The following is a 25,104-nucleotide window of genomic DNA, read 5'->3' as shown; positions in this document are numbered from 1 at the left end:
GTAGATAACTCTTAACAGAAATTGTTCGAAAAGGAAATGGGGTGTTCAAAATGAGCTCATTCGATAAAACAATGAGATTCAATTTTCCAGAAGAACCATATGAACATGATGTAAAGGAAGTACTTTATCAAGTATACGATGCACTTCAAGAAAAAGGATATAATCCAATCAATCAAATTGTTGGTTATCTTCTTTCCGGGGACCCTGCTTATATTCCCCGCCACATGGATGCACGCAATATCATCCGTAAATTAGAGCGTGATGAAATTATTGAGGAACTTGTGAAGTTTTTTTTAAAACGGCAACGAGAGGAATAGATGTATGCGACTAATGGGCTTAGATGTGGGCTCAAAAACAGTAGGAGTTGCTGTTAGTGATGCTTTAGGATGGACAGCACAAGGAATTGAAACGATTCAAATTGATGAAGAGAAAGAACAATTTGGTCTAGACCGTATTGCGTCCTTGATTGTTGAGTATGATATAGGTAAAATAGTGGTTGGACTTCCAAAAAATATGAATGGTAGTATAGGTTTTCGAGGAGAAGCTAGTCAAATGTACGGGAAGCTTTTAGAAGAAAGATTTGAACTGCCAGTTGTTTTTTGGGATGAACGACTAACAACGATGGCTGCTGAAAGAATCCTATTGGAAGCAGATGTTAGTAGAAAAAAACGAAAAAAAGTTATCGATAAAATGGCGGCGTCTATTATTTTACAAGGGTATTTAGACAGCCAAAAATAATGAGGTGGAAATATGGAACACGGTGAAACAAATACAATTACGGTTGTAGACGAACAAGGAAATGAACAATTATGCGAGATTTTATTTACATTTGAATCTGATGAATTTGGAAAATCATATGTATTATACTACCCTCTTGGAGAAGAAGGCGATGATGAAGAAATCGATATCCACGCATCTTCCTTCATACCAAATGAAGAAACAGGAGACGGTGAACTTTCTCCAATTGAAACAGAGGAAGAATGGGATCTAGTCGAAGAAATGTTAAATACATTCCTCGCAGAACAGGAAGAAGAGTAATAAATAAAAAAAGAGTCCTATAGGGCTCTTTTTTTATTGTGGAAAGTCTTCTCACAAATTGCTCCTGTCCTTGGAGGAACATGTAAATTTCGCTAAAAGCTACAACTTCTTTTGCAAAATATAGTATAATAGGTCGAGATATGTAAAAAATGTTTGATTGGTGTGTGTCAAGGAGGGAAAAGTTTGACTAAAAATAAAGACGAAAACAATACTCTAAATAGTAAGAAAGAGTTATTTTTAGCTAATTTACATCAGAGACAACAAGAAGCAAAATTAGTAAGAAGAATCGTATTAATTGTTGCCTTTGTATTAATCATGATTATTGCAATTGTAGGAACTTCAGGATATTTCTACATAAAATCAGCATTACAACCAGTTAATCCCAAAAGTGATAAAGAAATTATTGTGGATATTCCAATAGGTTCAGGTGTTAACACTATTTCTCAATTGCTGGAGGACAATGGACTCGTAAAAAATGCAAAGGTATTTAAATATTATGTGAAATTTAAAAATGAATCGAATTTTATGGCAGGGGAATACCATATGAATCCGTCCATGTCGATTCAAGAAATTATTGATAGCTTAAAAACAGGTAAGATTATGCAAGAGCCGATTTTTACAATGACGATTCCTGAGGGAAAACAGTTAAGTGAAATTGCCGCCATTATTGCTGAGAAAACAAAGCAAAATGAAGAAGACATTTGGAAGCAATTAAATGATGAAGCTTTTATTAAAGGTTTAATGGCTAAGTATCCTGATCTTCTTACAACGGAAATTTGGGCAAAAAATATAAAGCATCCGCTTGAAGGGTATTTATTCCCGGCAACTTATTCTTATTATGAAGAAAAACCAACACTGGAAGCAATTGTTTCCGAAATGCTTGATAAAACAGAAAGTATAGTAAAAGCCTATGAAACGGAGCTTGCAAGAGATAATTTAACCGTTCATCAATTTTTAACGATGTCTTCGTTAATCGAAGAAGAGGCAACAAAGAATGTCGATCGTAAGAAAATTGCCAGTGTGTTTTATAATCGTATCGAAGAAGGTATGCCACTGCAAACAGATCCTACTGTCCTGTATGCGTTAGGTGAACATAAAGATAGAGTGCTTTATAAAGATCTCGAAGTAGATTCACCTTATAATACTTATCAAAATGTAGGATTACCACCTGGTCCGATCGCGAATGCTGGAACAGTTTCTATGGAAGCAGCACTGCATCCAGATGATACAGATTATCTCTATTTTTTAGCTTCGAAAGATGGGAAAGTTTATTTCTCTAAATCGCTCAATGAGCATAATGAATTGAAAGCTAAGTATATTACCGAGAATAATTAGAGCAAATGAAATGATAGAAACAAGACTGCAGACAAACAGAAAGGTGAATGACTGCAGTCTTGTTTTATACTCGTATGCAATATTTGTTCAATAATTTGTCAATGATTATATATATATAGCCTTTGATAAATAAAGATTTATTAGCATTCTCTAATATTTTATGATAAAATAGTACAAGTGTTTTTGAGTATGTATTACGTAATTAGCTAAATTTCATACACTGTTTTTGATTTGTTAGGTTCTTTAGAAGAAGCTAACTATTTTTAGGTAGAAGACCAAAAGGATAGGGCTTTAAGGAAAATAGGAGGGACTCATCCTTGCAAAATAAACAACTCCTGGATTATATGGAAAATTTAATTCCAGCAAGAAGTAACCAGATAAGTGAAATAGAACAATATGCTAAAGAAAATGAAGTCCCGATTATGGAATTAATAGGGATTGAAGCATTATTACAATTACTACGTATTCAGCAGCCTAAAAAAATTTTGGAGGTTGGTACTGCTATTGGTTATTCTGCATTAAGAATGGCGGAAGTATTGCCATCATCGCAAATAATTACAATCGAAAGAGATGAACAAAGACACTTAGTTGCGAAAGAGAATGTGAAAAAGCTTAAACGAGAATCACAAATTGTTTTGTTGTATGGAGATGCACTAGAATTAGAGTCGATTGTCAAACAATATGGACCGTTTGATGCCATTTTCATTGATGCCGCTAAAGGACAGTATCAAAAGTTTTTCGATTTATATAGCCAGTTTTTAACAAATGACGGAATCGTGTACACAGATAATATTTTGTTTCATGGTTTAGTTGCTGAAGAAGAAATAGACAGTAGAAATCTTCGCCAATTAGTACGTAAAATAAGAAATTATAATCAATGGCTTATGGAAAATCAGGATTATCACACAGCAATTTTGCCTGTGGGAGACGGTATTGCAATTAGTAAAAAGAGGGGATAATAATGAAAAAACCGGAATTACTAGTAACGCCAACCAGTATAAACGATATAGAGCCACTAATTGATAATGGAGCAGATGCTTTTGTTATTGGTGAACAAAAATTTGGTTTAAGATTAGCTGGTGAATTTAATCGTGAAGAAGTAAAAAAGGCGATTGAAATAGCGCATCAAAGAGGGAAAAAGGTGTATGTGGCTGTAAATGCCATTTTTCATAATGATAAAATCGAGGATGTAACGGAATATCTTCGTTTTCTAGTGGATGTGAATGCAGATGCTATTTATTATGGTGACCCAGCTGTATTAATGATCGCTAGAGAAGTAGCGCCAAATATGAAATTACATTGGAATACAGAAACAACAGGGACGAACTGGTACACATGTAATTATTGGGGACGCAAAGGTTCAAAAAGAGCTGTCCTTGCAAGAGAAATTAGCATGGATGCCATAATTGAAACAAAAGAACATGCAGAAGTGGAGATTGAAATTCAAGTTCACGGAATCACAACGATGTTTCAATCAAAACGTACCTTGTTAGAACATTACTTTCAATATCAAGGGAAAGAAGTTGAATTGGAAGCTAGCAAAACAGATAAAAACCTCTTCCTGCATGATAAAGAAAGAGAAAATAAATATCCAATTTTTCAGGATGAAAACGGGACACATATTTTGAGTCCAAATGATATTTGCATTATCGATGAGTTACAAGAGCTAATTGATGCTGGGGTTGATTCTTTTAAAATTGATGGCCTTTTAAAAGATCCAGCATATATTATGGCGGTTACAGCTCTTTATCATCAAGCGATAACCTTATATTTAAAAGATCCAAATCAATATGAAGATGAAAAAGATCACTTACTTGCTGAGATAGAGAAGATTCAACCACCTAACAGACCATTGGATACAGGATTTTTCTTTAAAGAAACGGTTTACTAAACAAGTGGAGGAGAAGGGAAATGACATTAGTTAAAGATCCTATTTCTGAAATAAGAGATGGGAAAAGAGTAATTGTAAAGAAACCGGAACTGTTAGCGCCAGCTGGTAATTTAGAAAAACTAAAAATTGCTGTTGCTTATGGTGCAGATGCTGTTTTTATTGGTGGACAAGAATATGGACTTCGCTCAAATGCTGGAAACTTCACTTTTGCAGAAATGAAAGAGGGAGTGGAGTTTGCTAAGAAATATCAAGCAAAAGTTTATGTAACTACAAATATCTTTGCACATAATGAAAATATAGACGGTTTAGAAGATTATTTATTGGGTTTAAAGACAGCGGGTGTTCATGGAATAATTGTTGCAGATCCATTAATCATTGAGACTTGTAGACGAGTTGCTCCAGAAATAGAGGTTCATTTAAGTACACAGCAATCCCTTTCTAACTGGAAGGCCGTTCAGTATTGGAAGGAAGAGGGATTAGAACGTGTCGTGCTGGCTCGTGAAACGAGTGCTGAAGAGATTAAGGAAATGAAAGAAAAAGTGGATGTCGAAATTGAAACTTTTATTCATGGTGCAATGTGTATCGCTTATTCTGGTCGTTGTACATTAAGCAATCATATGACAGCAAGAGATTCAAACCGTGGAGGTTGCTGCCAATCTTGTCGCTGGGATTATGATTTGTACAAGCTAGATGGTACAGAAGAACAACCTTTATTCACCGATGGAGATGCGCCGTTTGCGATGAGCCCTAAAGACTTAAAGCTAATCGAATCCATTCCAAGGATGATTGAACTAGGCATAGATAGTTTGAAAATCGAAGGTAGAATGAAATCTATTCACTATATCGCTACTGTTGTTAGTGTGTATCGAAAAGTTATGGATGCTTATTGTCAAGACCCAGATAATTTTGTCATAAAAGAGGAATGGCTAAAGGAACTCGATAAATGTGCAAATCGAGATACGGCTCCGGCTTTCTTTGAAGGTCAGCCTGGGTATAAAGAGCAAATGTTTGGAAATCATAGCAAAAAGACCACTTTTGACTTTGCTGGTTTAGTGCTTGATTATAATGAAGAAACAAAAATAGTAACATTACAACAAAGAAACTTCTTTAAACAGGGACAAGAAGTTGAGTTTTTTGGTCCAGAAATCGATAATTTTACAATGATAGTTGATAAAATTTGGGATGCAGACGGGAAGGAAATGGATGCTGCTAGACATCCATTACAAATTGTTAAATTTAAGGTGGACCACCCTGTTTATCCAAATAATATGATGCGAAAGGAGCTTTAAATAAGCATGCAGCCAAAACCAGTAGTTATTGGTGTCGCAGGTGGCTCCGGATCTGGAAAAACAAGTGTGACCAAAGCGATATTTGACCATTTTAAAGGACATTCGATTTTAATGATCGAACAAGATTATTACTATAAAGACCAATCTCATTTACCATTTGAAGAAAGGTTAAAAACAAATTATGACCATCCGCTGGCATTTGACACGGAATTGCTAATAAGTCATATTCAAAAGTTAATAAATTATGAGGCAATTGAAAAGCCTGTATATAACTATGCAATGCATACTCGTTCGGATGAAACAATATTAGTGGAGCCTAAGGATGTAATCATCGTTGAAGGGATCTTAATACTAGAGGATGAAAGCCTCCGTGATTTAATGGACATGAAGTTGTTTGTGGATACAGACGCTGATTTGCGCATTATCAGAAGATTGATGAGAGATATCAAAGAAAGAGGCAGAACGATTGATTCTGTAATTGAACAATATGTTAATGTGGTTCGCCCAATGCATAATCAATTTATAGAACCAACGAAAAGATATGCGGACATTATCATTCCTGAAGGTGGCCATAATCATGTAGCGATCGATTTAATGGTTACTAAGATTCAGACCATTCTTGAACAAAAATCACTTTTGTGAAACAATAGATGGTGTTCATTAAATTATCAGGAAAAATAGGCTGTTTGTCTATAGACAGCCTATTTTTCCCAATATTGTTTATGTAAGAAAACAATAGGTTAAGATAACAGGAAGAATGAATGAAGAAATATTAACGTAGTTTTATGAGGCTGTTCTTATCATATTGGCATTATTTTAAAACGAGAGTGAAATATAGCAAAAGACACTCAACTCCTACAGAAAGAAGGGGAAAGAAAGTGTCTATAGCGCAATGGAATAAACATGGTTAACTTTATAAAAACAATCATTCTTTAACAAATAAACACTAATTAGTGAAAAAATGTTAAAGTAGAACAGATAATCTAATAGAAAATGCTTTCTTTTTTCTTCAATCCGTATTAAACTCATTCTATTAGAAAAAAAGCGCGTCTATCAAAGTTGTCGTGCAATTATCTTTAAATACATAAATATTAGGGATTTTCTAAAATAGCATTTGTGCTATTTTTTCTACATATCCCATACTTGAAGGAGTGAAGATTTTGGCAATCGAAAAAGAATTTCCAATGACATTAGCAGGTAAAGAAAAATTAGAACAGGAACTAGAACAACTAAAAACAGTAAAACGTAAAGAAGTAGTGGAACGTATTAAAATCGCCCGTAGTTTCGGTGATTTATCCGAAAACTCTGAGTATGATTCAGCAAAAGAAGAACAGGCTTTTGTAGAAGGTCGTATTACTACAATTGAAAATATGATTCGAAATGCAAAAATTATCTCTGAGGATGAGTTGGACCGTGATACAGTTTCTCTAGGTAGTTCGGTTACTTTTATTGAACTTCCAGATGGTGAAGAGGAAACGTATACAATCGTTGGTAGTGCAGAGGCAGATCCATTTGAAGGGAAAATTTCTAATGATTCACCGATTGCGAAGAGCTTAATCGGGAAAAAAGTTGGAGATAAAGTAAATGTACAAACTCCAGGTGGAGAGATGAATGTACAAATCGTTTCAATTAAATAGGCTGTTTTCTAAATGATTGTTGTTTTTTCAATAGGAGAAAAGAATTAGTTGAAAAAAATGGAGCAGGCGGAATACACGTAGACTCATGGGGGAATTAGCGAGACAGGTGAAAGTAGCTTGTGATGCCTGAAGAGGTTAAAAGCTTGCCCTACGAAAAGCGAAGTGTATTCAATCTGCGTTTTATAGCAATAATCAATACGAAAACACCTAGAATAAAAAGTTATCTTGTTTTTGTTTATAAATAAAGCACCTCGTCAACACTCTTGATGAGGTGTTTTTTATATGTGGAGAAAAAGAATAGTTGGCATTGGTATCGTTTTTTTACTTGCCTTATGTGTTTTGCTTGGACGATTAATACAAGTGCAATTAGTAGAGACAAATCATTTTACAAAGCACAATATTAATTTGGTGGAAGCAAGCGTAAAGCAAAGATCACAGGAAATGCTGTTGGACAATGGCAGGGGAACTTTTCTTGATAAAAATGGAGATTCGCTTACACATCAGACAAAATCTGTTTTAATATTATTTCCCTTTTTAAATAAAATGGAATGGAATAGCAAAAAAGTAGCGGATATTATTGGGACTAGTGAATACAATGTAAAGAAAAGTATTATAGATGCCAAAGATCCAGTAGTCTTTGGAGGTAAGAACCCTTTAGAATTAACAAGCAGCCAGATGTCTGCAATTAATCAATTGAAAATTCCAGGTGTATTTGCTGCCGAAAAAAAATTTCATATTAATAACAATATCGCTGAACAATTACTCGGTATAACGGGACAAAATGAAGAGCAATTACAAAAGCGATATCCAGATAGAGAGCTTGTAGGCACAACATTAATTGGCTTAACAGGATTGGAAAGAAGTTTTGATGAATTTCTTTTGCCAGATGGGGAATCAAAACTTGTTTATCATGTCGATGCGAAAGGTGGACCACTTTTTGGATTGAATGTTAAATACGTGGAACCAGCAAATCCTTTTTATCCTGTTAATATTCGAACTACAATTGATACAGAACTACAGGAGATGGCTGAAAAATTAGTTGATGAACAAGGTATAAAGAAGGGTGGACTAGTACTGTTGAATCTTGAGGATAATACTGTTGCGGCAATGGTTTCTAGACCACAGATAAATAAAACAAATCCATACCAGACAGATGGAGTAAATAACTACATGCTAAAACAGCAGATAGTTGGATCTGTGTTTAAGACCGTCATCGCAGCGGCAGCGATTGATAATAAATTAGATGACGCCAATACGCAGTATGATTGTAGTAAGAAGATTAATGGAGAGCAAGACCCGAATTATCAGCATGGAATGCTGAATTTTACAGAAAGCTTTGCGGTTAGCTGTAACAACACATTTGGAACATTGGCGAAAGACTTAAAAGAGATAGATGAAAATTTACTGGAGATATATGCCGAAAAATTATCTTTAACAAGCTTGGTTGGTTGGCAGGGAAGTATCTTTCATTCAGCAGAATTTCAACAGTTTAGTGGAGAAGAAAAGGGAAGAGTGTTTCTCAACGAGGAAGCAAAAAAGGATAAAAACTATGTTGCTTTAACTGGAATTGGTCAACATGAGGTTCGTGTTACACCGTTAGCTGTGGCGAATATGATGGCGACGATTGCAAGAGGAGGTACGAAAGAAAGTGTACGAGTTGTCTCAGATATTCAATACAAAAATGGCACAACCTTATACTCTTTTGACAGACAAGAACTGGACGGAGAGAAGATTTCCCCCTATACTGCTTCAAGATTGCAAAAGCTGTTAAGAGAAGTTGTCACAAACGAAAAAGGGACTGGTAGATGGTTCCAGGATCTACCTTTTGAAGTTGCAGGTAAATCAGGGACTGCAGAAACAGGTGTTTTGAAAGAGGGAAAGCAGCTTCATAATAAATGGTTTGCAGGATACTTCCCATTCGATAATCCTAAATATGCATTAGTAACGGTGAATCTAGATGTTTACTCGGACGAAGGTGGAGTAAATCAGCTTTTTGCAGAGGTGGTAAAAGGGGTTTATGAAAAGGAGCAAAAGTCCGCTCAATAGTAGACATATATGGTTCTTGCTTTTCTAAAAGTACACTACCATGTTAAAATAGGTACAGTGAAAAAATAATCGTTTGTATTTAAGGATATGGAAAGTCAATAGGAGGAGAAACACCTTGAGTAAAGAGATAAATGATGAAGGTAGAACAAGATATCAACAACGTTCCAAAAGAAAGAAAACAAACTTTATTCTAAATGGATTAATTATTGTCGTTATTCTACTAATAGTTTTCGTATCTTATTCTATTTTTCATACAAATGATGAAAAAAATGCTGATAAAAATAAAGATAGTGATACGAAAACTGGGCAACAGGCATCTGGTGATAAAGAAACAGCTAGTTCAACAACTGGATCGGATAATACAGATGAAAATACTACTACTGAAGAGGAAGAGGAATCAGAAGATGGAGAAGTCGTCACAGAAGGCGGCAGTGACTCTAATGTCATTAAAACGATAGAAAATTCTTCCTGGCGGCCAGTTGGAACAACACAAACGGGTGAACATGTTGCCTCTTATTCAGAAGGTGTAGATTGGAATGAGCAGATAAAAGCATTGTCCTATGCGACTGGTTTAGATAACGGGAATATGACTTTGTGGTTCCTCGGCAACAATAATCAAGATCCACATAAATCCATTGGAACCGTATCATCCAAGGACAAATCTGAAAAATATAGAGTGTATATTGAATGGGTTGATGGAAGTGGATGGAAACCGACAAAAGTAGAAGAAATAAAAGACTTGAATATTCGGTAAAAAAAGAGCTGGAGAAATAATCTCCAGTTTTTTTGTTTGTTTTTAATAACTTTTCTTCACTTTGAAATGAACCACCGCTGTATAATAAGGTCGACCATTATCTAATATAGTGACTTGATGGGAGACGGAATGAACAGAAAGTAAAATGGCTTTATTCACTTCAATTTGTTCATTGATTTTTTTCTCAATTGTCTTCAGACTCTCCCCTTCAAAAAATTCCACTTTATCCTCTATCATTTCTAATTGGATATTCATGCTTCAAACTTCCTTTCTTTCTAACAGTAAAATTATCATACCATAAGCACATAATGGAATAATAACAAAATAGATAAACAGATGGAATAATTATTGCAAAATAGGGAATAAACTTACTATTTAAAGATTCTTGATTAGAAAAAGGAAGATATGATAAATTAAGAACAAGTAATATTAAAAACCATAGTATACTTATAGGAATTATATATATTTAAACAACAGGGGTGCAAAGCTATGGGAAAAGAGTTCCTTGAGATATTTGAACAATGGGCTGATTCTTATGATGACAGTCTTACGAATAACAAAGAGTATGAAGCAGTTTTTCACCATTATGATCATATTTTAAATAATGTAGCAGAACGTTCCACTGGTCATGTTGTCGAATTCGGACCTGGTACAGGAAACCTTACACTAAAATTGATTGCAAAGGGTTTAAAGGTTACTGCAATTGAACCATCACCTGCTATGAGAAAGTTGGCGAAGGAAAAAATCGGTGCAAAGGCACAGTTAATAGAGGGTGACTTTCTTCAATTTAAGTTAGATAGTAAACCAGATACATTTGTAAGTACCTATGCATTTCATCATTTAACCGATCAAGAAAAAGAAGAAGCGATTAAACAGTATAGTAATCTTCTACCTATAGGTGGTAAAATAGTGTTTGCTGATACTATGTATGTCACAAAAGAAGCGTACAACCAAGCAATTCTAGATGCAAGTAAAAAAGGGCAGCATAATTTAGCAGAAGACTTACAGAGAGAATATTATACAACAATCCCCATTCTAACAGAACTCTTAGAAAAGAATGGTTTTACTACACATTTCAAAAAGATGAATGATTTTGTCTGGATTATGGAAGGGGAAAAAATAAACGAAAGAGGTTAATGAATTGAAAATCGCAATAATCGGTGCAATGGAAGAAGAAGTAACTTTATTACGCGAAAAAATAGTAAATAAGAAAGAACACACAGTCGTTGGATTTCAATTTATTGAAGGCGAATTATTTGGAAAAGAAGTTGTCTTACTTCGCTCAGGTATAGGGAAAGTCAATGCAGCGATGAGTACCACAATTCTTCTTCAAACATTTAAGCCAGATTATCTCATTAATACTGGTTCAGCAGGAGGGTTGAATCCTGAGCTAGAAGTAGGAGATGTTGTCATTTCGAATGAAGTGCGTCATCATGATGTAGATGCTACTATTTTCGGCTATGAATACGGGCAAGTCCCACAAATGCCAGCAAGTTTTAAGGCAAATGAAAAACTAATTGCTGTTGCAGAACAAAGTGCAAAAGAAATTGGTAATCATACAGTAGTAACAGGATTGATTACAACTGGTGACTCGTTTATTAATCAGCCAGAAAAAGCAGCGTTTATAAAATCGAAATTCGAAAATCTGCAAGCTGTTGAAATGGAAGCAGCAGCCATCGCTCAGGTTGCCTATCAATACAATATACCATTTGTAATTATACGCTCTTTATCAGATATTGCTGGGAAGGAATCCCATCTATCTTTTGACCAATACTTAGAAAAAGCTGCTGTACATTCAGCAAATTTAGTAATGGGAATCGTTGATAAAATTTAAGGGTGTTTTCTTCTAAAGGATTGTTGTTTTTCCATCGAAAAAAAGAATTAGTTGGAAAAATGGAGCAGACTGAATACACGTAGACGCCACGGGGATTAGCGAGACAGTCTGAGACCCCGGAGGCTCAAGCTTAGCCCCACGGAAAGCGAAGTGTATTCCGGCTTCGGGTAATCGCAACAAACTTTACGAAAAACAGCCAAATTTAAAAAGAGATAAAGAAGGGGAGTATTTCGCCCTTCTTCATCTCTAAACACTAGTAAATCACTAAGAATAGTTGGAACGGAAGTAATTTATGGATGGAACGAAATTTCTTGTAAATAAGGTAAGAATAAAAGGGGGGTGTAGAGTTTGAATGTTTATCAGAATGTACATCAATTAATTGGTCGTACACCTATGGTTGAACTTACTCATTTTTCATTACCTGAAAATGTTCGTATATTTGCCAAATTGGAATTTTATAATCCAGGTGGAAGTATAAAAGATAGACTAGGATATGAATTAATTCAAGAAGCATTGCAGAGTGGAAAACTTGCTGAAGGCGGCACGATTATCGAACCTACTGCGGGGAATACGGGAATCGGGTTAGCACTTGCATCGTTAAATACAGGTATAAAGGTAATTGTTTGTGTACCTGAGAAGTTTAGCCTGGAAAAGCAAGAGATAATGAAAGCGTTGGGAGCAGAAATTATTCATACACCAACTTCATTAGGAATGAAAGGTGCAATCGAAAAAGCGAAAGAACTGCAAGAACAAATTACTAACTCTTATATCCCAGGACAATTTGAAAATGAGGCAAATCCTAATACGTATTATAAAACACTCGGTCCGGAAATATGGGAGCAATTAAATCATCAAGTTGATATATTTATCGCTGGTGCTGGCACAGGCGGAACCTTTATGGGAACGGCTCGGTATTTAAAAGAACAAAATCCAGGTGTTAAAGCAGTAATAGTAGAACCAGAGGGCTCTATTTTAAATGGAGGGGAAAGTGGCCCGCATAAAACAGAAGGAATTGGGATGGAGTTTTTACCAGCATATATGGATAAAAGCTATTTTGATCAAATTTATACTGTTTCTGATGCAGATGCCTTCCATTATGTAAAGCTTGTAGCCAAAAAGGAAGGTCTGCTTGTAGGCAGTTCCTCAGGAGCAGCTTTATATGCCGCTATACAAGAAGCTAAGAAAGCAAAAAGTGGCAGTAATATTGTTGTAATTTTCCCTGATTCTAGTGATCGTTATATAAGCAAGAAAATATTTGATGGAGGAATTTAAATGAAAAGAAAAACGAAATTAATACATGGTGGAGTTCCAGGAGATCCTCATACTGGTGCAGTTAATGTTCCTATTTATCAAGTAAGCACATATAAACAGGACGGAATTGGAAATCATAAAGGCTTTGAATATTCTAGAACTGGAAATCCTACTCGTCATGCTTTAGAAGAGCTCATCAAGGATTTAGAAGAAGGAAAAAGGGGTTTTGCTTTCAGTTCTGGTATGGCAGCTATTACTGCGGTTATGATGCTATTTAAAAAGGGAGACCATGTTCTATTAACAGACGATGTGTATGGTGGAACTTTCCGTGTTATGACAAAGGTGTTAAATAAGTTTGGTATAGAGGCCACCTTTATTGATACAAGTGATATAAGCAACATTCATGAGGCTATAAAAGAAAATACAGTAGCGCTATATATAGAAACGCCGACGAATCCATTATTAAAAATAACAGACATAGAAGCAGCATCTCGTGTTGCCAAAGAAAATGGATTATTAACGATAGTAGACAATACTTTCTCTACACCTTATTGGCAAACTCCACTAATATTAGGGGCAGATATTGTTCTTCATAGCGCAACGAAGTATCTGGGAGGCCATAGTGATGTAGTATCAGGCTTAGTTGTTGTTAATGATGAAAAATTAGGTGAAGATCTTCATTTTGTGCAAAACTCAACAGGTGGAGTGTTAGGACCACATGATTCATGGCTCTTAATAAGAGGGATGAAAACACTAGGAATTCGCATGGAGGAGCATGAAAGTAATACAAAACAAATTGTAGCTTTTCTAGAAGAGCATGCTGCCATTTCAAAAGTATATTATCCAGGACTTCCTGCTCATCCGAATCATGAAATAAGCAAGAAGCAAGCACTTGGATTTGGTGGAATGGTAAGCTTTGATGTAGGAAGCGCAGAGAACGCTGATAAGCTTTTAGAGAAAGTTAGATATTTTACGCTTGCTGAAAGCTTGGGAGCTGTAGAAAGCTTAATTTCAGTGCCTGCGAGAATGACGCATGCGTCTATCCCAGCAGAAAGAAGAGCGGAGCTTGGTATCACAGATGGACTTGTAAGAATATCGGTTGGCTTAGAAGACGTAGAAGATTTAATCGAAGATCTAAAACAGGCATTACAATAATAATAGACAAGAGATTTACAGATAGTGCATCTATTTGTAAATCTCTTTTGTTTGATGGATACTTAGTTGCGGAGATCGCTGTATTTTCCATAATATCGCAATTTAGCTATTGATTTCATAAAGCTTATTCTTCTATTCCTATGTTATGGTAATTATATAGTTTACTAGGAAGTAGGGGAAGAAATGGAGAAAAAGATGAAAATCTTAACGGACAAAATATCTGATTATCAGCAATTCGGCACCGTTTTATTAGCAGTTGGAGCGTTTTTTTATATAGGAATAATCATTCCGAAAATGGACAAGGTAGCTGGTTATAACATTGGAATGCTCATTACTTCGATTCTTTTCTTAAGTGCTTCGATTTTATTTTTGGGTAAAGCTAAGAAATTAAAAAAACTTTTGGATGAATGGAAAGAATCATAAGTTAGATTTAAAGGGGATTTTAGCCATAATCTTTCTGAATGTAGAGAATAAGGGGCTGCGGGCAATAGCAACAAACTTCATAGAAGCAGATATAACAAAAAAACTTGAAAAATAGTGTGAAATGTCCATTTTTTCAAAAAGAGGTTTACAAAAATGGCATCGAAGGATATAATTACCAATGTGAGAACAAAAAAATTCTAAGGAGGTTGAATAAAATGGTCAGAAATTTACCAGAATTAAACAGTGTAGTAGTAATTAAATATGTAACATACACGAATTCAACCACTTCGGAATGGGATTTGTTATCTTAGTTTTATTTTAACAAAATATTCCAACCGCTGGGTAGTCGTGTCCTGCGGTTTTATTATGCCTTTTTTTGAACCGCAGATCAGTCTATTTGCGGTTTTTTTGTGCGCTCACGAGAAAAATATACCATTTATGGAAAAAAAACGAAAATTAGGAGTGGGAAAGATGACGTTAAATCTAATTTTTCTAACGGTAACGATTAAGAAAAAGCAGTATACAAACACAGAGTGGTTACAAGAGATGGAAATGGAGAAGAGAATGGAGGAAAATCGCAGAAAGCTGCATGAAATTGGCTATTTAAACCATAGGTTGTAAAAAAATTCACTCTTGGGAGGTGAAGACATGACCTTAAATATTTTCTTTATTACAATAACTATTAACTTGAAAAAGTGGAGTGAAGAAGAACATGCTCATTTACAGGAAATCGAGCAAATATTCGAAGAAACAAAAAACAAGCAAATTCGATCTGGGTATTTTTCTCGAATCAATTACTAACATCATAGGTGGTGATAATTATGACGATAAATATGTTATTTTTTACAATTACTGTACATCAAAAACAAATGACTGAAGAAGAAATCATTCATCAGCAAAATATTGAAGAAATTATGGAAGAAAATAGAAGGAAACAGTTTTCTATGATGCATTTCTAATAAAAATATAGATAAAAAGGAGAGGTGGATAAAAATGTTTTTGATCATCTTGCAATGTCGACAATCAATCTTATGGGCGGAGAAAGATACTGACTAACTTAGGGGTTTGAATGAACAACCTGCAAGAATGAAGCGCTTATGAGGAAGCAATCTTCTATCGATAAAAAAGAATTACAGAAAAAAACAAGCAGCGGGCTAAAATAAAAACCCGCTGCTTGTTTTTTCTCTTATTTTTTAATATAGCGGTATTCCAACAATCGATTTAAATCATTCATTTGCTCCAGTAATTTTTGACCTACATTTGTTTCTAATACCTTTTTGCGTTGTAACTCTCTATCGACTACTCTTTTTACAGACAAGACATCTGTACCATTTTCTAAAACATCTTCCTTTGAAGTAAAGCGCTTATGTGCAACCAATTGCATGCCATAAGAGTTATATAATAAAGTGTAGCCTGCGATTCCTGTTTTTGATTGATAGGCTTTGGAGAAACCACCATCAATAACAATCATTTTCCCATTGGCTTTAATTGGGTTTTCTCCATTGATCTCAGCTACGGGTGTATGCCCGTTAATAATATGTCCTTGATCAGGATTTAGCCCAAATTCTTCTAAAATGTGGCGACATACCTCTTCGTTTTCTCGCAAGGAGTAATAAGGATTCTTTTTCTCTTTATGGATTTCCTTTTCTTTAATAAAATACCGCTCGAATGTAGTCATGTCTTTTTTGCCAAATAACGAGGAATTTTCACCAGTCCATAAATACCAAACTAAATCTGTTGCAAAGTCATCCGATATTTCAGGATGATTAAAGCTATAGCGTAAATAGTATTCAAATAGATCAAATAATTCCTTTCCGCAATAATCTTTTCCATCAATGCGCATCGTTTTCATTGTTCCATCTTCATTTAAAGGAATACAACCATGGATTAATAAATTGCTGTTATATCTTAAGTATAGATTCCCCTTATTCATAAGAAAGTGAATGTGCCTTGCAAGTTTCTCTGAATGCTGGATCGAAAAAAGCAGCTTATCCATGACTTGTTCTTCTTCTTTTAATAGCTTTGAAGGATCTTTTGGATTAATTGTATTAAAACAAATATTTTCTAGTGAATAATTTTTTTCGTTTAAATCAATGGTATTATTCTCGTAATTAATTTTTTCTAAAAGTAGACGGTGGTGCATTTGGAAATCAGGACGTCTTTTGATAATAGGCATTTCTAGTTTAAATTGAATGATGGAAATAGCTTGATGAATTTTTGTTATTTGTAAAATATTTTCTTCTGAGTTTTCTTCTTTTTTGGCATTCATTTTCGGACGAAAAGCTTTATTATCGTTATAATATTTATTCGCTAAATTTAAGAGTGGCCGTAAGTTTATGCCATATGCATCCTCGATAATATCTAAATTATCATATCTTGCACAAATACGAATAATATTAGCAAGACAGACTTTTGACCCTGCAAATGCACCAATCCATAGAACATCATGATTCCCCCACTGTATATCCACGGAGTGATACTCCATTAATGTTTCGATGATTTTATCGGGGTAGGGTCCTCGGTCATATATATCTCCAACGACGTGCAAATGATCAACAACTAGTCTTTGTATTGTATAGGATAGGCCGATAATTAATTTATTCGCTTGTCCTAAAGAAATAATTCTGTTAATGATGCTTGAATAATAATCGGTTTTATTATTTAATTCATTTTTCTCATACAATAATTCTTCAATTATGTAAACAAACTGCTGTGGCAACGCTTTTCTCACTTTGGAATTTGTATACTTGGAAGATGCATAGGATACTAGGCGAATCATCCTTTCGATCGTATCAGCATACCAAGTATCCAGTTCTGTTGTATGTATAAATGAATTTACTACTCTTTTTAGCTTTTCTTCTGGATAATATACCAATGTTGCAAATTCATCGATTTGCGTTTTGGAAAGCTCGTCTTTAAATAAATCGCGAATTTTTTCCTTAACATTTCCAGAACCATTTCTTAAAACATGTTGAAATGCGTGATACTCTCCATGCAGGTCACTGACAAAATGCTCGGTCCCCTTTGGAAGATTGAGTATGGCATCTAAATTTATTATTTCAGTAACCACTTTTTCTTCAGAATCATACTTTTCTGTTAGTAAATCCAAATATTTAGTATCCATTTTGTTTGTCCACCCCCATGTAATAGAAAAAAGCTATCAATATATGTATTATACAAGGAAATAATGAGAATTTTGTATTCATTTTAAAATAATTGGAAAATTATTCATTGTTTTTTGTATCCATAGAAAATAATTAAATAGAAGTTTATCGATTTTGTGCTTCTTGATATTACCCAAAGCAGATAGTGAATAAACCAAAATAAAATAGATTTTCCAAAGTTTATTGTCACTTGGACATGCAAAACCACCTCACTTTTTACATAGTAATGAAGTATAGGCAATTGTCCTTGAATGTGGAGGTGGAAAGATGACTGGAATCTTGTTGTCGCTTGGAGCTTTACTCAAAGAATTGGTTTTTCTTGTGTCCTATGTTAAGAACAATGCATTTCCCCAACCATTATCAGCGAGTGATGAAAAGAAATATTTACGATTGATGGCTGAAGGTGATTCGCATGCGAGAAATATGCTAATAGAGCATAATTTGCGTTTAGTTGCCCATATTGTGAAAAAATTTGAAAATACAGGGGAAGATTCAGAAGATCTAATTTCGATTGGAACAATCGGTCTCATAAAAGGGATAGAGAGTTTTTCAGAGGGAAAAGGAACAAAATTAGCTACTTATGCCGCTCGCTGTATTGAAAACGAAATACTTATGCATCTTCGAGCTTTGAAGAAAACAAAAAAAGATGTTTCTCTTCATGATCCAATTGGTCAAGATAAGGAAGGAAATGAAATCAGTCTTATAGATGTACTAAAATCAGAATCGGAAGATGTTGTAAATACGATACAGTTAAATATGGAGCTCGAAAAAGTAAAAGAATATATTGATGTATTAGATGAAAGAGAAAAAGAAGTGATTATCGGAAGATTTGGTCTCGATTTAAAGAAGGAAAAAACACAAAGAGAAATTGCGAAAGAACTAGGAATATCGAGAAGCTATGTTTCGCGAATAGAAAAGAGAGCCTTGATGAAAATGTTTCATGAATTCTACCGGGCCGAAAAGGAAAAAAAGCGAAAAAATGAATAACAATTTTACATAAGAATGTTAACAATATGCATTCTTATGAGGATCGTTTTGCATAAAAAACATCATAAACTAATAGAAAATCTAGTTGAAAAGGCGAGAAGGATAAAAGAGCAGCTTAGTCGATTGGTTCGTATCTTTGACTAAGCGGCTTATTTTATCTTTTATACTTTGCGTAATGTATGTATTCTGTGTTGTCGGTAGCTACGGTTTTTACTACTTCTCCTTGCCGATTTTTGTAAATTTCATATTCTCGGTAAACTTCCACTATAAACCCATCCACTTCTTTTGTCTCATCTAATTTATATTCAAGATCAGGAGCACCAAATATTTCACTGGCATTACTGGAAACCTCTTGCTCTTCATTTGTAGATCCATAAAAGAGAACTTGATTTTTATTAATTTTAGCAGTTGGAGTTTCTATGTAAGCAATAAAACCCAATAAGATGATAATGGATATTAAAGAGATTTTTTTCACCTTTTCTCTCCTCCTTCCTTACATTGTATGCATGTCCTTTTAAAGTATGCGAATAAGTAAAGGGTGGAGAACGAAAGAATTGGAAAATTTAATCATTTTTAGATTACGAAAATCATAGGGTTAAAAAGGTACAGGCCCTCCAAATATTTTTATAAGGAAAAAATGAATTGCCTCAAAAAATTTTTGCATCCTGTAAATATTTTAAAATATTTGTAATATAAATGAAATATAAAGTGAAACTTCTGTCAGTGGGCAGATCCTTTTTCCCCCACTGATGGTTAGTTGAACCAATCGGACCTTTACGAACAGTTGATCTCCCACCTATTTTCCTCGTATTCTCCTAAGCTTGAGGGGGGAGTCTTACTGTCCGTTAAGAGTGTGGGATAACGTTGTTGCAAAACGGAAGGATTAGAGCTTATTGAAGGGGTTGAAGACCAGTGTTTATAAGACACATACTATTCTTAACATTATTGATATCTTTGCTTACCACCACTTGGCCAATGCATGGTATGGAGGATTTTAAAGCAAGCACACATCATGATGAATTCAATTATTCCATGTCTGAGCTAAAAGATACAATAAGAAATATACAAAGTAAAGCTGACATCAACTCCAATCTAGGCATGAAGCATGAAGTAGTTAGAGGTGATATGTACAACAATGTTGTATGGAGATTTGATTTGGGTTCGCAACCAACGTATCAATTTGTTTCGGAAAATGACAGCATCGATATGGAAGGTTTGCAAGAAAGAACGATTAAGTATATCGTATTTTTAAGTTTTGGGGAAGACGAGGAAACGATTATTAGTAAATCCATTTATTATTGTGATGAGAATGGTGCTATTCATGAAGTGAAATATATTGAGAATATAGAAAGGGAGAATATTATTTTGCCGTCAAGCAAGTAATAAGAGAATCGGCGTAAAGCTTGCCTTTACTAACGTAGGTTTATGCCTAAAAAGAGAACCATTTTCTTTGCAACTTAATAGTATAAGAATAATAATGTGTGATATATGGGCTTTAAAACAAGCGATTTTTCACCACCTTTCTATACTATTAGAAAGGTGGTGAAAAGCATGGTGAAAATTTTTATCGATCCTGGCCATGGTGGATCTGATTCTGGAGCAGTAGGAAATGGATTACAAGAAAAAAATATTACATTAATGATTGCTCAACAGATTAGAAATATTCTTCAAAATGAATATGAAGGAGTAGAAATTCGGATGAGTCGTAATGGCGATTCAACGGTAAGCCTGGCAGCAAGAACGAATGCCGCCAATAACTGGAATGCTGATTTTTTTCTTTCAATTCATGTTAATGCAGGTGGTGGTACTGGCTTTGAAAGTTATATATTTCCAGGAGTTGGTGCACCAACATCAACTTATCAGAATGAGATTCATGAAGAAGTAATTGCTGAGACCAGATTTAACAATAGAGGAAAGAAAAGTGCGAATTTCCATGTATTGAGAGAAACAATCATGCCTGCGCTGTTAACAGAAAATGGATTTATTGATACAGCAATAGATGCTAATCAGTTAAAAGACAGCAATTTCATTACAAAGATTGCTAGAGGGCATGTCAACGGATTAGAAAGCGCTTTTTCCCTTCAGAAAAAACAAACTCAGTCTCCGATATACCGTGTACAAATCGGAGCTTTTAAAGTAAAAGAAAATGCCGAAAAAACAGCATCTCAAGCAAGTGAAAAAGGGTTTGACACTGCTGTTTTGTTTAGAGACACCCTATTTAAAGTACAAATTGGAGCATTTAGTAATAGAAATAATGCGGAGCGATTAGCACAAAGAGCAAGGGAAGCAGGATTTAATGCGTTCATTACTAGTTAGAAGAAAGAAGAAGTAATCGGCGAAAGTAGGAAAATTGCTAGAAAATAGGACAATTGCCTAAAACATTAGGAACAAAATAAGAATATTTTATAGAAAGAGAGGAGGAATTTTAATGGTTGGTTATGGATATTCGAATCAAGTACCACCCGCTGTTCCACTTGGAGGAATAGGACCTGCGCCAGTTGGATATGGTGGTGCCCCTTATCCAGCATATGGAGGAGTATATGGTGGAGCTGGTGGTTTCTGGTACGCATTCTTAATCATTCTATTTATTGTTATTATTCTATTTTGGGGTTTTTGGGCATTTGGCAGTTATTATCGGTAAGTAAAAAAGAAAGAAGAATAGGCAAGCATATATTTTTTTGATAAAAGTTATTAGTGCTACTAAAATAATGGACAATACATGCAAGCTTTCTGTCATTTTTAGTTGTTAATGAGCATCTTGATTAAAATCGGGGTGCTTGCTTCTTTTAGTCTGAAAAATTTTACTATTTTCATAGAAATAATGGAAATAGTTCGATAATCAAACTATAATGGCATAGTAGTAATTAAAGGAAGGAGCTTGAGTATAGTGTACATTAAAAAATATCAAGAAACATGGGATTTAGAAGGATTATTTCCTGGAGGCAGTGATTCCTCAAAGTTTAGAGAGCATATTGCCATTTCAATAGATGAAATTGATAAATTGTCAACATATGTACATAAGTTTGAGCCATTAAAAGAAGAAGCAGAGGTAGAGGCTTTACGGGAAATTGTAGGACAGTTTGAGATCGTGGTAAAAAAAGTAAGACAAGCAGGTGCCTTTGTCAGTTGTTTAGAGGCACAGAATATGGAGGATAAAGAAGCGAGTACACTAAGAGGGAGAGTAACAGAACTAAGTACTTCGTTTCAAAATGTATTAACTATCTTGGACGGAAAATTATCTTTATATAGTGACATAGAATGGGATTCTTTATTTAAAGGTAACGATCTGGAAGAACTTTATTTTGTACTGTCGGAAAGAAGAACAGCTGCAAAAGAAAAATTATCAGAAGTAGAAGAAACACTCATAAATAAATTAAGTGTTGATGGATATTATGGCTGGGGCCAAATGTATGATACCATTGTTGGAAAAATCCAGATTCCTTTTGAGGAGGAAAATTTATCTGTTGGACAAGCAGCAAATAAATTTTCAAGTCCTGAGCGCATGGTTAGGAAAAAAGTGTTTTCAGAATGGGAAAAAGCATGGGATGCAAATGGTGAAGTGCTTGCAAAAACATTAAACCATTTAGCTGGCTTTCGATTGAATGTTTATGGTATGAGAGGCTGGAGTAGTTTTTTGAAAGAGCCGTTAGCCATTAATCGTATGCAAGAAGAAACATTACAAGCGATGTGGAATGCTATTGCAAAAAATAAACAGCCGTTTGTACAATTTTTAGATAGAAAAGCCAAACTGTTAGGATTAGAGAAATTAAGCTGGTATGACTTAGATGCACCGCTTGGAAAGGTAGAAACAAAAATGTCGTACCAAGAAGGTGCTGAATTTATTATTAAGCACTTCGAACAATTTGGCGCTGAGATGGCCGCTTTTGCAAAAAAAGCGTTTGAAGAGAGCTGGATTGAGGCAGAAGATAGAAAAGGAAAAAGACCAGGAGGCTTTCACACCTATTTTCCAGAAAGTGCTCAGTCACGTATTTTTATGACGTATTCTGGTACTCCCTCCAATGTCTCGACATTAGCCCATGAATTAGGTCATGGCTTTCATACTTACGTAATGAGGGATATGCATACATTAAATAGGAATTATGCGATGAATGTGGCTGAAACAGCGTCTACATTTGCAGAGATGATTGTGTCAGATGCGGCAGTAAAAGCTGCTTCAACAGAAGAAGAAAAGGTAGTATTATTAGAAGACAAAATACAGCGCTCCATAGCATTATTGATGAATATTCATGCGCGCTTTCTTTTTGAAACAAGCTTTTATGAAAAACGCCAAAATGGTCTAGTTTCTAAAGAACAACTAAATTCGTTAATGCTGGATGCACAAAAAGAAGCATATGGAGACTCCTTAGAGGAATATCATCCATCTTTCTGGGGTTCAAAATTACATTTTTATATTACAGGTGTACCTTTTTATAATTTCCCTTATACATTTGGTTTCCTATTTTCGCTTGGAATTTATGCAAAGGCAATTGAGGAAGGTAAGGGGTATGAAGAGAAGTATATTGCTTTATTAAAGGATACAGCAAGCATGACGGTGGAAGAGTTGGCATATAAGCATCTTCAAATTGATTTAACGAAAGAAGATTTTTGGAATAGTGCGATTGAGCTTTGTATAAAGGATGTAGAAGAGTTCTTGGCACTAACCAACGAATAGATATTAAGTGGTGTGTTCGGACCAAAATAAGGGCAATGGACGCCTTTAAAAAGTTATCAAAAGTAAAGAGACCACATAACAGCTTCTTTAAGCAGTTATGTGGTTCTCAGAATTAATCTATCGCCTTATAAAAAGGATAAATTGTTTGTTAAATTTTTCTCCACTTAAAACTCCCAATCATTAATACTGAAAGAATGAGCATCAGAAATAAATAAATGTGTGGAGGGATGAAAGCAAACCATAGACAGCTAAACGTTAAGATACAACCAGCAGCCGTAATTGGTAAGCCTGTAAAAAAGCCATGACTTTCAGTAATATTAAATCGAGCTAATCGAAAAGCGCCACACACAATATAAAGCACTGTAAAAAAAGAGCCTGGTGCCCCCAAATCAAATAGTACCCCTTGATATACTAATAATGCTGGTGCTACCCCAAATGAAATGATATCGCTCATAGAGTCCAGCTGTTTGCCAAGTTCTGATTCAATATTAAATTTTCTGGCAGTCATTCCATCAAGTCTATCTGCTAAGGCGGCGATAAAAATAAGTAATAGACTTAATTGAAGATGTCCCTTTAAACTATAGATAATTGCAAAAGCACCTAAAGAAATATTCGTTAAGGTTAAAACATTAGCCAGTTGAGTTTTAATTTTCTTGATAGTTTGTTCTAAAACTCCATGTAGAAACATTAGATTCACTCCCAGTATGAAATGAATTTCATACAACTATTTTATATAATCATATATAATTTTAATGTAGTATATGAATATCCGTAAAGAAAAATTTTATTTATTGGAGGATTGCTTCATTGAAAGAAACAATGTATCGACTTTGTATTGAACTAACAAACGGAAGATGGAGTTCCTATTTAATTAAGAAATTTGCTTATTCTAGATGGAGCCGTTATATTATTCCTTCCTTTGCAAAAGTTTATAAAATAAATATAGATGAAATGGAAAAACAGCTACATGAATATCGGTCATTACACGAATTTTTTATTAGAAAATTAAAAGTCAATTGTAGAAAGGTAGATGCGGAGACTCGAGAAATCATAAGTCCTGTTGATGCGGTAATTGAAGATATTGGGCAAGTAAGGACGGATCGTTCTATTTTAGTGAAAGGAAAATCGTATTCGATTCATGAAATGCTTGGTGATGAAAAAACGGTTGATAAATACGTAGGTGGGACGTATCTCATATTTTATTTAAGTCCTAGTCATTATCATCGAATTCACTGTCCTGCAACAGGCTTAGTAAAAAAGCGTTGGACGCTTGGAAGTAAATCGTATCCTGTTAATAAATATGGTTTAAAGTGGGGGGATTCGACCCTTTCTAAAAATTATCGCTCTATAACTGAAATCCAAACAGAAGAAGGAAGTAGTATTTGTATGGTAAAGGTTGGTGCGATGTTTATTAATTCTATCGTACTAAGCCATAAAAAAGACCGCTTAGTACAAGGTGAGGAAATGGCCTATTTTTCCTTCGGCTCGACCGTTGTGTTACTATTTGAAAAAAATACATTTATAGAGAAGGACTTTATTTCTATACCGTATCCGGTTAAAATAGGGGAGGTTATCGGCGAAATTAGGGAATTGGATGCTTCAAAGGCTCAATGAGAATTTCTATTCCG

The 25,104-nt window shown here is 34.7% G+C and carries 29 protein-coding genes; 25 read left to right on the top strand and 4 right to left on the bottom strand.

The window, feature by feature from the left end; translation table 11 throughout:
- Positions 1–50: 50 nt before the first annotated feature.
- The 11 genes from NKG37_RS23895 (at position 51) to NKG37_RS23845 (ending at position 9,990) form a co-directional block, all read left to right on the top strand.
- On the top strand, positions 51–317 hold the full coding sequence (locus NKG37_RS23895; protein WP_254415439.1) for an IreB family regulatory phosphoprotein: 267 nt from the start codon (positions 51–53) through the stop codon (positions 315–317).
- Positions 318–321: 4 nt separating this feature from the next.
- Positions 322–738 (top strand): Holliday junction resolvase RuvX, encoded by a 417-nt coding sequence (gene ruvX / locus NKG37_RS23890; RefSeq protein WP_016202908.1) that lies wholly within the window; start codon positions 322–324, stop codon positions 736–738.
- Positions 739–750: 12 nt separating this feature from the next.
- Positions 751–1,038 (top strand): DUF1292 domain-containing protein, encoded by a 288-nt coding sequence (locus NKG37_RS23885; protein ID WP_016202909.1) that lies wholly within the window; start codon positions 751–753, stop codon positions 1,036–1,038.
- Positions 1,039–1,221: 183 nt separating this feature from the next.
- Positions 1,222–2,373 carry an endolytic transglycosylase MltG gene (mltG, locus tag NKG37_RS23880; RefSeq protein WP_016202910.1) on the top strand — a complete coding sequence of 384 codons (1,152 nt, stop codon included), beginning with the start codon at positions 1,222–1,224 and terminating at the stop codon, positions 2,371–2,373.
- Positions 2,374–2,690: 317 nt separating this feature from the next.
- Positions 2,691–3,332 carry an O-methyltransferase gene (locus NKG37_RS23875; RefSeq protein ID WP_226752509.1) on the top strand — a complete coding sequence of 214 codons (642 nt, stop codon included), beginning with the start codon at positions 2,691–2,693 and terminating at the stop codon, positions 3,330–3,332.
- 2 nt (positions 3,333–3,334) lie between these two features.
- Positions 3,335–4,264 carry a peptidase U32 family protein gene (locus NKG37_RS23870; protein ID WP_169188871.1) on the top strand — a complete coding sequence of 310 codons (930 nt, stop codon included), beginning with the start codon at positions 3,335–3,337 and terminating at the stop codon, positions 4,262–4,264.
- A gap of 20 nt (positions 4,265–4,284) precedes the next feature.
- Entirely contained in the window at positions 4,285–5,553 is a 1,269-nt protein-coding gene (locus NKG37_RS23865; RefSeq protein ID WP_254415438.1) for a peptidase U32 family protein, read from the top strand.
- Between the two features lie 6 nt (positions 5,554–5,559).
- Positions 5,560–6,195, top strand: a complete 636-nt coding sequence (gene udk, locus NKG37_RS23860; protein WP_016202915.1) for a uridine kinase — start codon at positions 5,560–5,562, stop codon at positions 6,193–6,195.
- Between the two features lie 518 nt (positions 6,196–6,713).
- Positions 6,714–7,190: a transcription elongation factor GreA gene (greA, locus tag NKG37_RS23855; RefSeq protein WP_016202916.1), complete on the top strand. Its 477-nt coding sequence runs from the start codon at positions 6,714–6,716 to the stop codon at positions 7,188–7,190.
- Positions 7,191–7,472: 282 nt separating this feature from the next.
- Positions 7,473–9,236: a peptidoglycan D,D-transpeptidase FtsI family protein gene (locus tag NKG37_RS23850; protein WP_016202917.1), complete on the top strand. Its 1,764-nt coding sequence runs from the start codon at positions 7,473–7,475 to the stop codon at positions 9,234–9,236.
- Between the two features lie 115 nt (positions 9,237–9,351).
- Complete coding sequence (locus NKG37_RS23845) at positions 9,352–9,990, top strand: YrrS family protein (protein ID WP_254415437.1); 639 nt, start codon at positions 9,352–9,354, stop codon at positions 9,988–9,990.
- A 42-nt stretch (positions 9,991–10,032) separates the two neighbouring features.
- Here the strand turns inward: NKG37_RS23845 and NKG37_RS23840 are convergent, their stop codons facing one another.
- Positions 10,033–10,245, bottom strand: a complete 213-nt coding sequence (locus NKG37_RS23840) for a YrzA family protein (protein WP_016202919.1) — start codon at positions 10,243–10,245, stop codon at positions 10,033–10,035.
- Between the two features lie 234 nt (positions 10,246–10,479).
- Here NKG37_RS23840 and NKG37_RS23835 point away from each other — a divergent pair, with 234 nt between their 5' ends.
- The 8 genes from NKG37_RS23835 (at position 10,480) to NKG37_RS23800 (ending at position 15,612) form a co-directional block, all read left to right on the top strand.
- A complete protein-coding gene (locus NKG37_RS23835) occupies positions 10,480–11,127 on the top strand; it encodes a class I SAM-dependent DNA methyltransferase (protein ID WP_169188869.1) in 648 nt (215 codons plus the stop codon).
- A gap of 4 nt (positions 11,128–11,131) precedes the next feature.
- A complete protein-coding gene (mtnN, locus tag NKG37_RS23830; protein ID WP_169188868.1) occupies positions 11,132–11,824 on the top strand; it encodes a 5'-methylthioadenosine/S-adenosylhomocysteine nucleosidase in 693 nt (230 codons plus the stop codon).
- A gap of 348 nt (positions 11,825–12,172) precedes the next feature.
- On the top strand, positions 12,173–13,096 hold the full coding sequence (gene cysK / locus NKG37_RS23825) for a cysteine synthase A (RefSeq protein WP_254415436.1): 924 nt from the start codon (positions 12,173–12,175) through the stop codon (positions 13,094–13,096).
- A complete protein-coding gene (locus tag NKG37_RS23820; protein ID WP_254415435.1) occupies positions 13,097–14,230 on the top strand; it encodes a bifunctional cystathionine gamma-lyase/homocysteine desulfhydrase in 1,134 nt (377 codons plus the stop codon).
- A 183-nt stretch (positions 14,231–14,413) separates the two neighbouring features.
- Positions 14,414–14,653 carry a YrhC family protein gene (locus NKG37_RS23815; protein WP_016202924.1) on the top strand — a complete coding sequence of 80 codons (240 nt, stop codon included), beginning with the start codon at positions 14,414–14,416 and terminating at the stop codon, positions 14,651–14,653.
- A gap of 471 nt (positions 14,654–15,124) precedes the next feature.
- On the top strand, positions 15,125–15,274 hold the full coding sequence (locus NKG37_RS23810; RefSeq protein WP_016202925.1) for a YrzI family small protein: 150 nt from the start codon (positions 15,125–15,127) through the stop codon (positions 15,272–15,274).
- A gap of 27 nt (positions 15,275–15,301) precedes the next feature.
- Entirely contained in the window at positions 15,302–15,454 is a 153-nt protein-coding gene (locus NKG37_RS23805; protein WP_016202926.1) for a YrzI family small protein, read from the top strand.
- Positions 15,455–15,474: 20 nt separating this feature from the next.
- The gene (locus tag NKG37_RS23800; RefSeq protein WP_101730779.1) at positions 15,475–15,612 is read left to right on the top strand and encodes a YrzI family small protein; all 138 of its coding nucleotides are present in this window, start codon (positions 15,475–15,477) and stop codon (positions 15,610–15,612) included.
- Between the two features lie 227 nt (positions 15,613–15,839).
- On the opposite strand, the gene NKG37_RS23795 is transcribed toward NKG37_RS23800, so the two are convergent.
- On the bottom strand, positions 15,840–17,777 hold the full coding sequence (locus NKG37_RS23795) for a fructose-1,6-bisphosphatase (RefSeq protein ID WP_169188864.1): 1,938 nt from the start codon (positions 17,775–17,777) through the stop codon (positions 15,840–15,842).
- Between the two features lie 307 nt (positions 17,778–18,084).
- Between NKG37_RS23795 and sigK the strand changes: the two genes are divergently transcribed.
- The gene (gene sigK, locus NKG37_RS23790) at positions 18,085–18,804 is read left to right on the top strand and encodes an RNA polymerase sporulation sigma factor SigK (protein WP_016202929.1); all 720 of its coding nucleotides are present in this window, start codon (positions 18,085–18,087) and stop codon (positions 18,802–18,804) included.
- A gap of 154 nt (positions 18,805–18,958) precedes the next feature.
- Here the strand turns inward: sigK and NKG37_RS23785 are convergent, their stop codons facing one another.
- Positions 18,959–19,279 carry a hypothetical protein gene (locus tag NKG37_RS23785; protein ID WP_016202930.1) on the bottom strand — a complete coding sequence of 107 codons (321 nt, stop codon included), beginning with the start codon at positions 19,277–19,279 and terminating at the stop codon, positions 18,959–18,961.
- A 437-nt stretch (positions 19,280–19,716) separates the two neighbouring features.
- Between NKG37_RS23785 and NKG37_RS23780 the strand changes: the two genes are divergently transcribed.
- The 4 genes from NKG37_RS23780 (at position 19,717) to NKG37_RS23765 (ending at position 23,476) form a co-directional block, all read left to right on the top strand.
- Complete coding sequence (locus tag NKG37_RS23780; RefSeq protein WP_254415434.1) at positions 19,717–20,187, top strand: hypothetical protein; 471 nt, start codon at positions 19,717–19,719, stop codon at positions 20,185–20,187.
- A 168-nt stretch (positions 20,188–20,355) separates the two neighbouring features.
- Positions 20,356–21,120: an N-acetylmuramoyl-L-alanine amidase gene (locus NKG37_RS23775; RefSeq protein ID WP_254415433.1), complete on the top strand. Its 765-nt coding sequence runs from the start codon at positions 20,356–20,358 to the stop codon at positions 21,118–21,120.
- A gap of 112 nt (positions 21,121–21,232) precedes the next feature.
- Positions 21,233–21,445, top strand: a complete 213-nt coding sequence (locus NKG37_RS23770; protein WP_016202933.1) for a hypothetical protein — start codon at positions 21,233–21,235, stop codon at positions 21,443–21,445.
- Between the two features lie 246 nt (positions 21,446–21,691).
- Entirely contained in the window at positions 21,692–23,476 is a 1,785-nt protein-coding gene (locus tag NKG37_RS23765) for a M3 family oligoendopeptidase (RefSeq protein ID WP_169188862.1), read from the top strand.
- Between the two features lie 148 nt (positions 23,477–23,624).
- On the opposite strand, the gene pssA is transcribed toward NKG37_RS23765, so the two are convergent.
- Positions 23,625–24,164, bottom strand: coding sequence for a CDP-diacylglycerol--serine O-phosphatidyltransferase (pssA, locus tag NKG37_RS23760; RefSeq protein ID WP_016202935.1), 540 nt, complete (start codon positions 24,162–24,164; stop codon positions 23,625–23,627).
- Between the two features lie 119 nt (positions 24,165–24,283).
- Between pssA and NKG37_RS23755 the strand changes: the two genes are divergently transcribed.
- Positions 24,284–25,090 (top strand): phosphatidylserine decarboxylase, encoded by an 807-nt coding sequence (locus tag NKG37_RS23755; RefSeq protein ID WP_169188861.1) that lies wholly within the window; start codon positions 24,284–24,286, stop codon positions 25,088–25,090.
- The last annotated feature ends 14 nt before the right edge of the window (positions 25,091–25,104 follow it).

This window comes from Niallia sp. RD1, from assembly GCF_024219955.1.
Classification (GTDB): Bacteria; Bacillota; Bacilli; order Bacillales; family Cytobacillaceae; genus Niallia; species Niallia alba.
The sequence above is the reverse complement of the archived record's forward strand: the minus strand, read 5'-3'. Positions and strand labels throughout refer to the sequence as shown.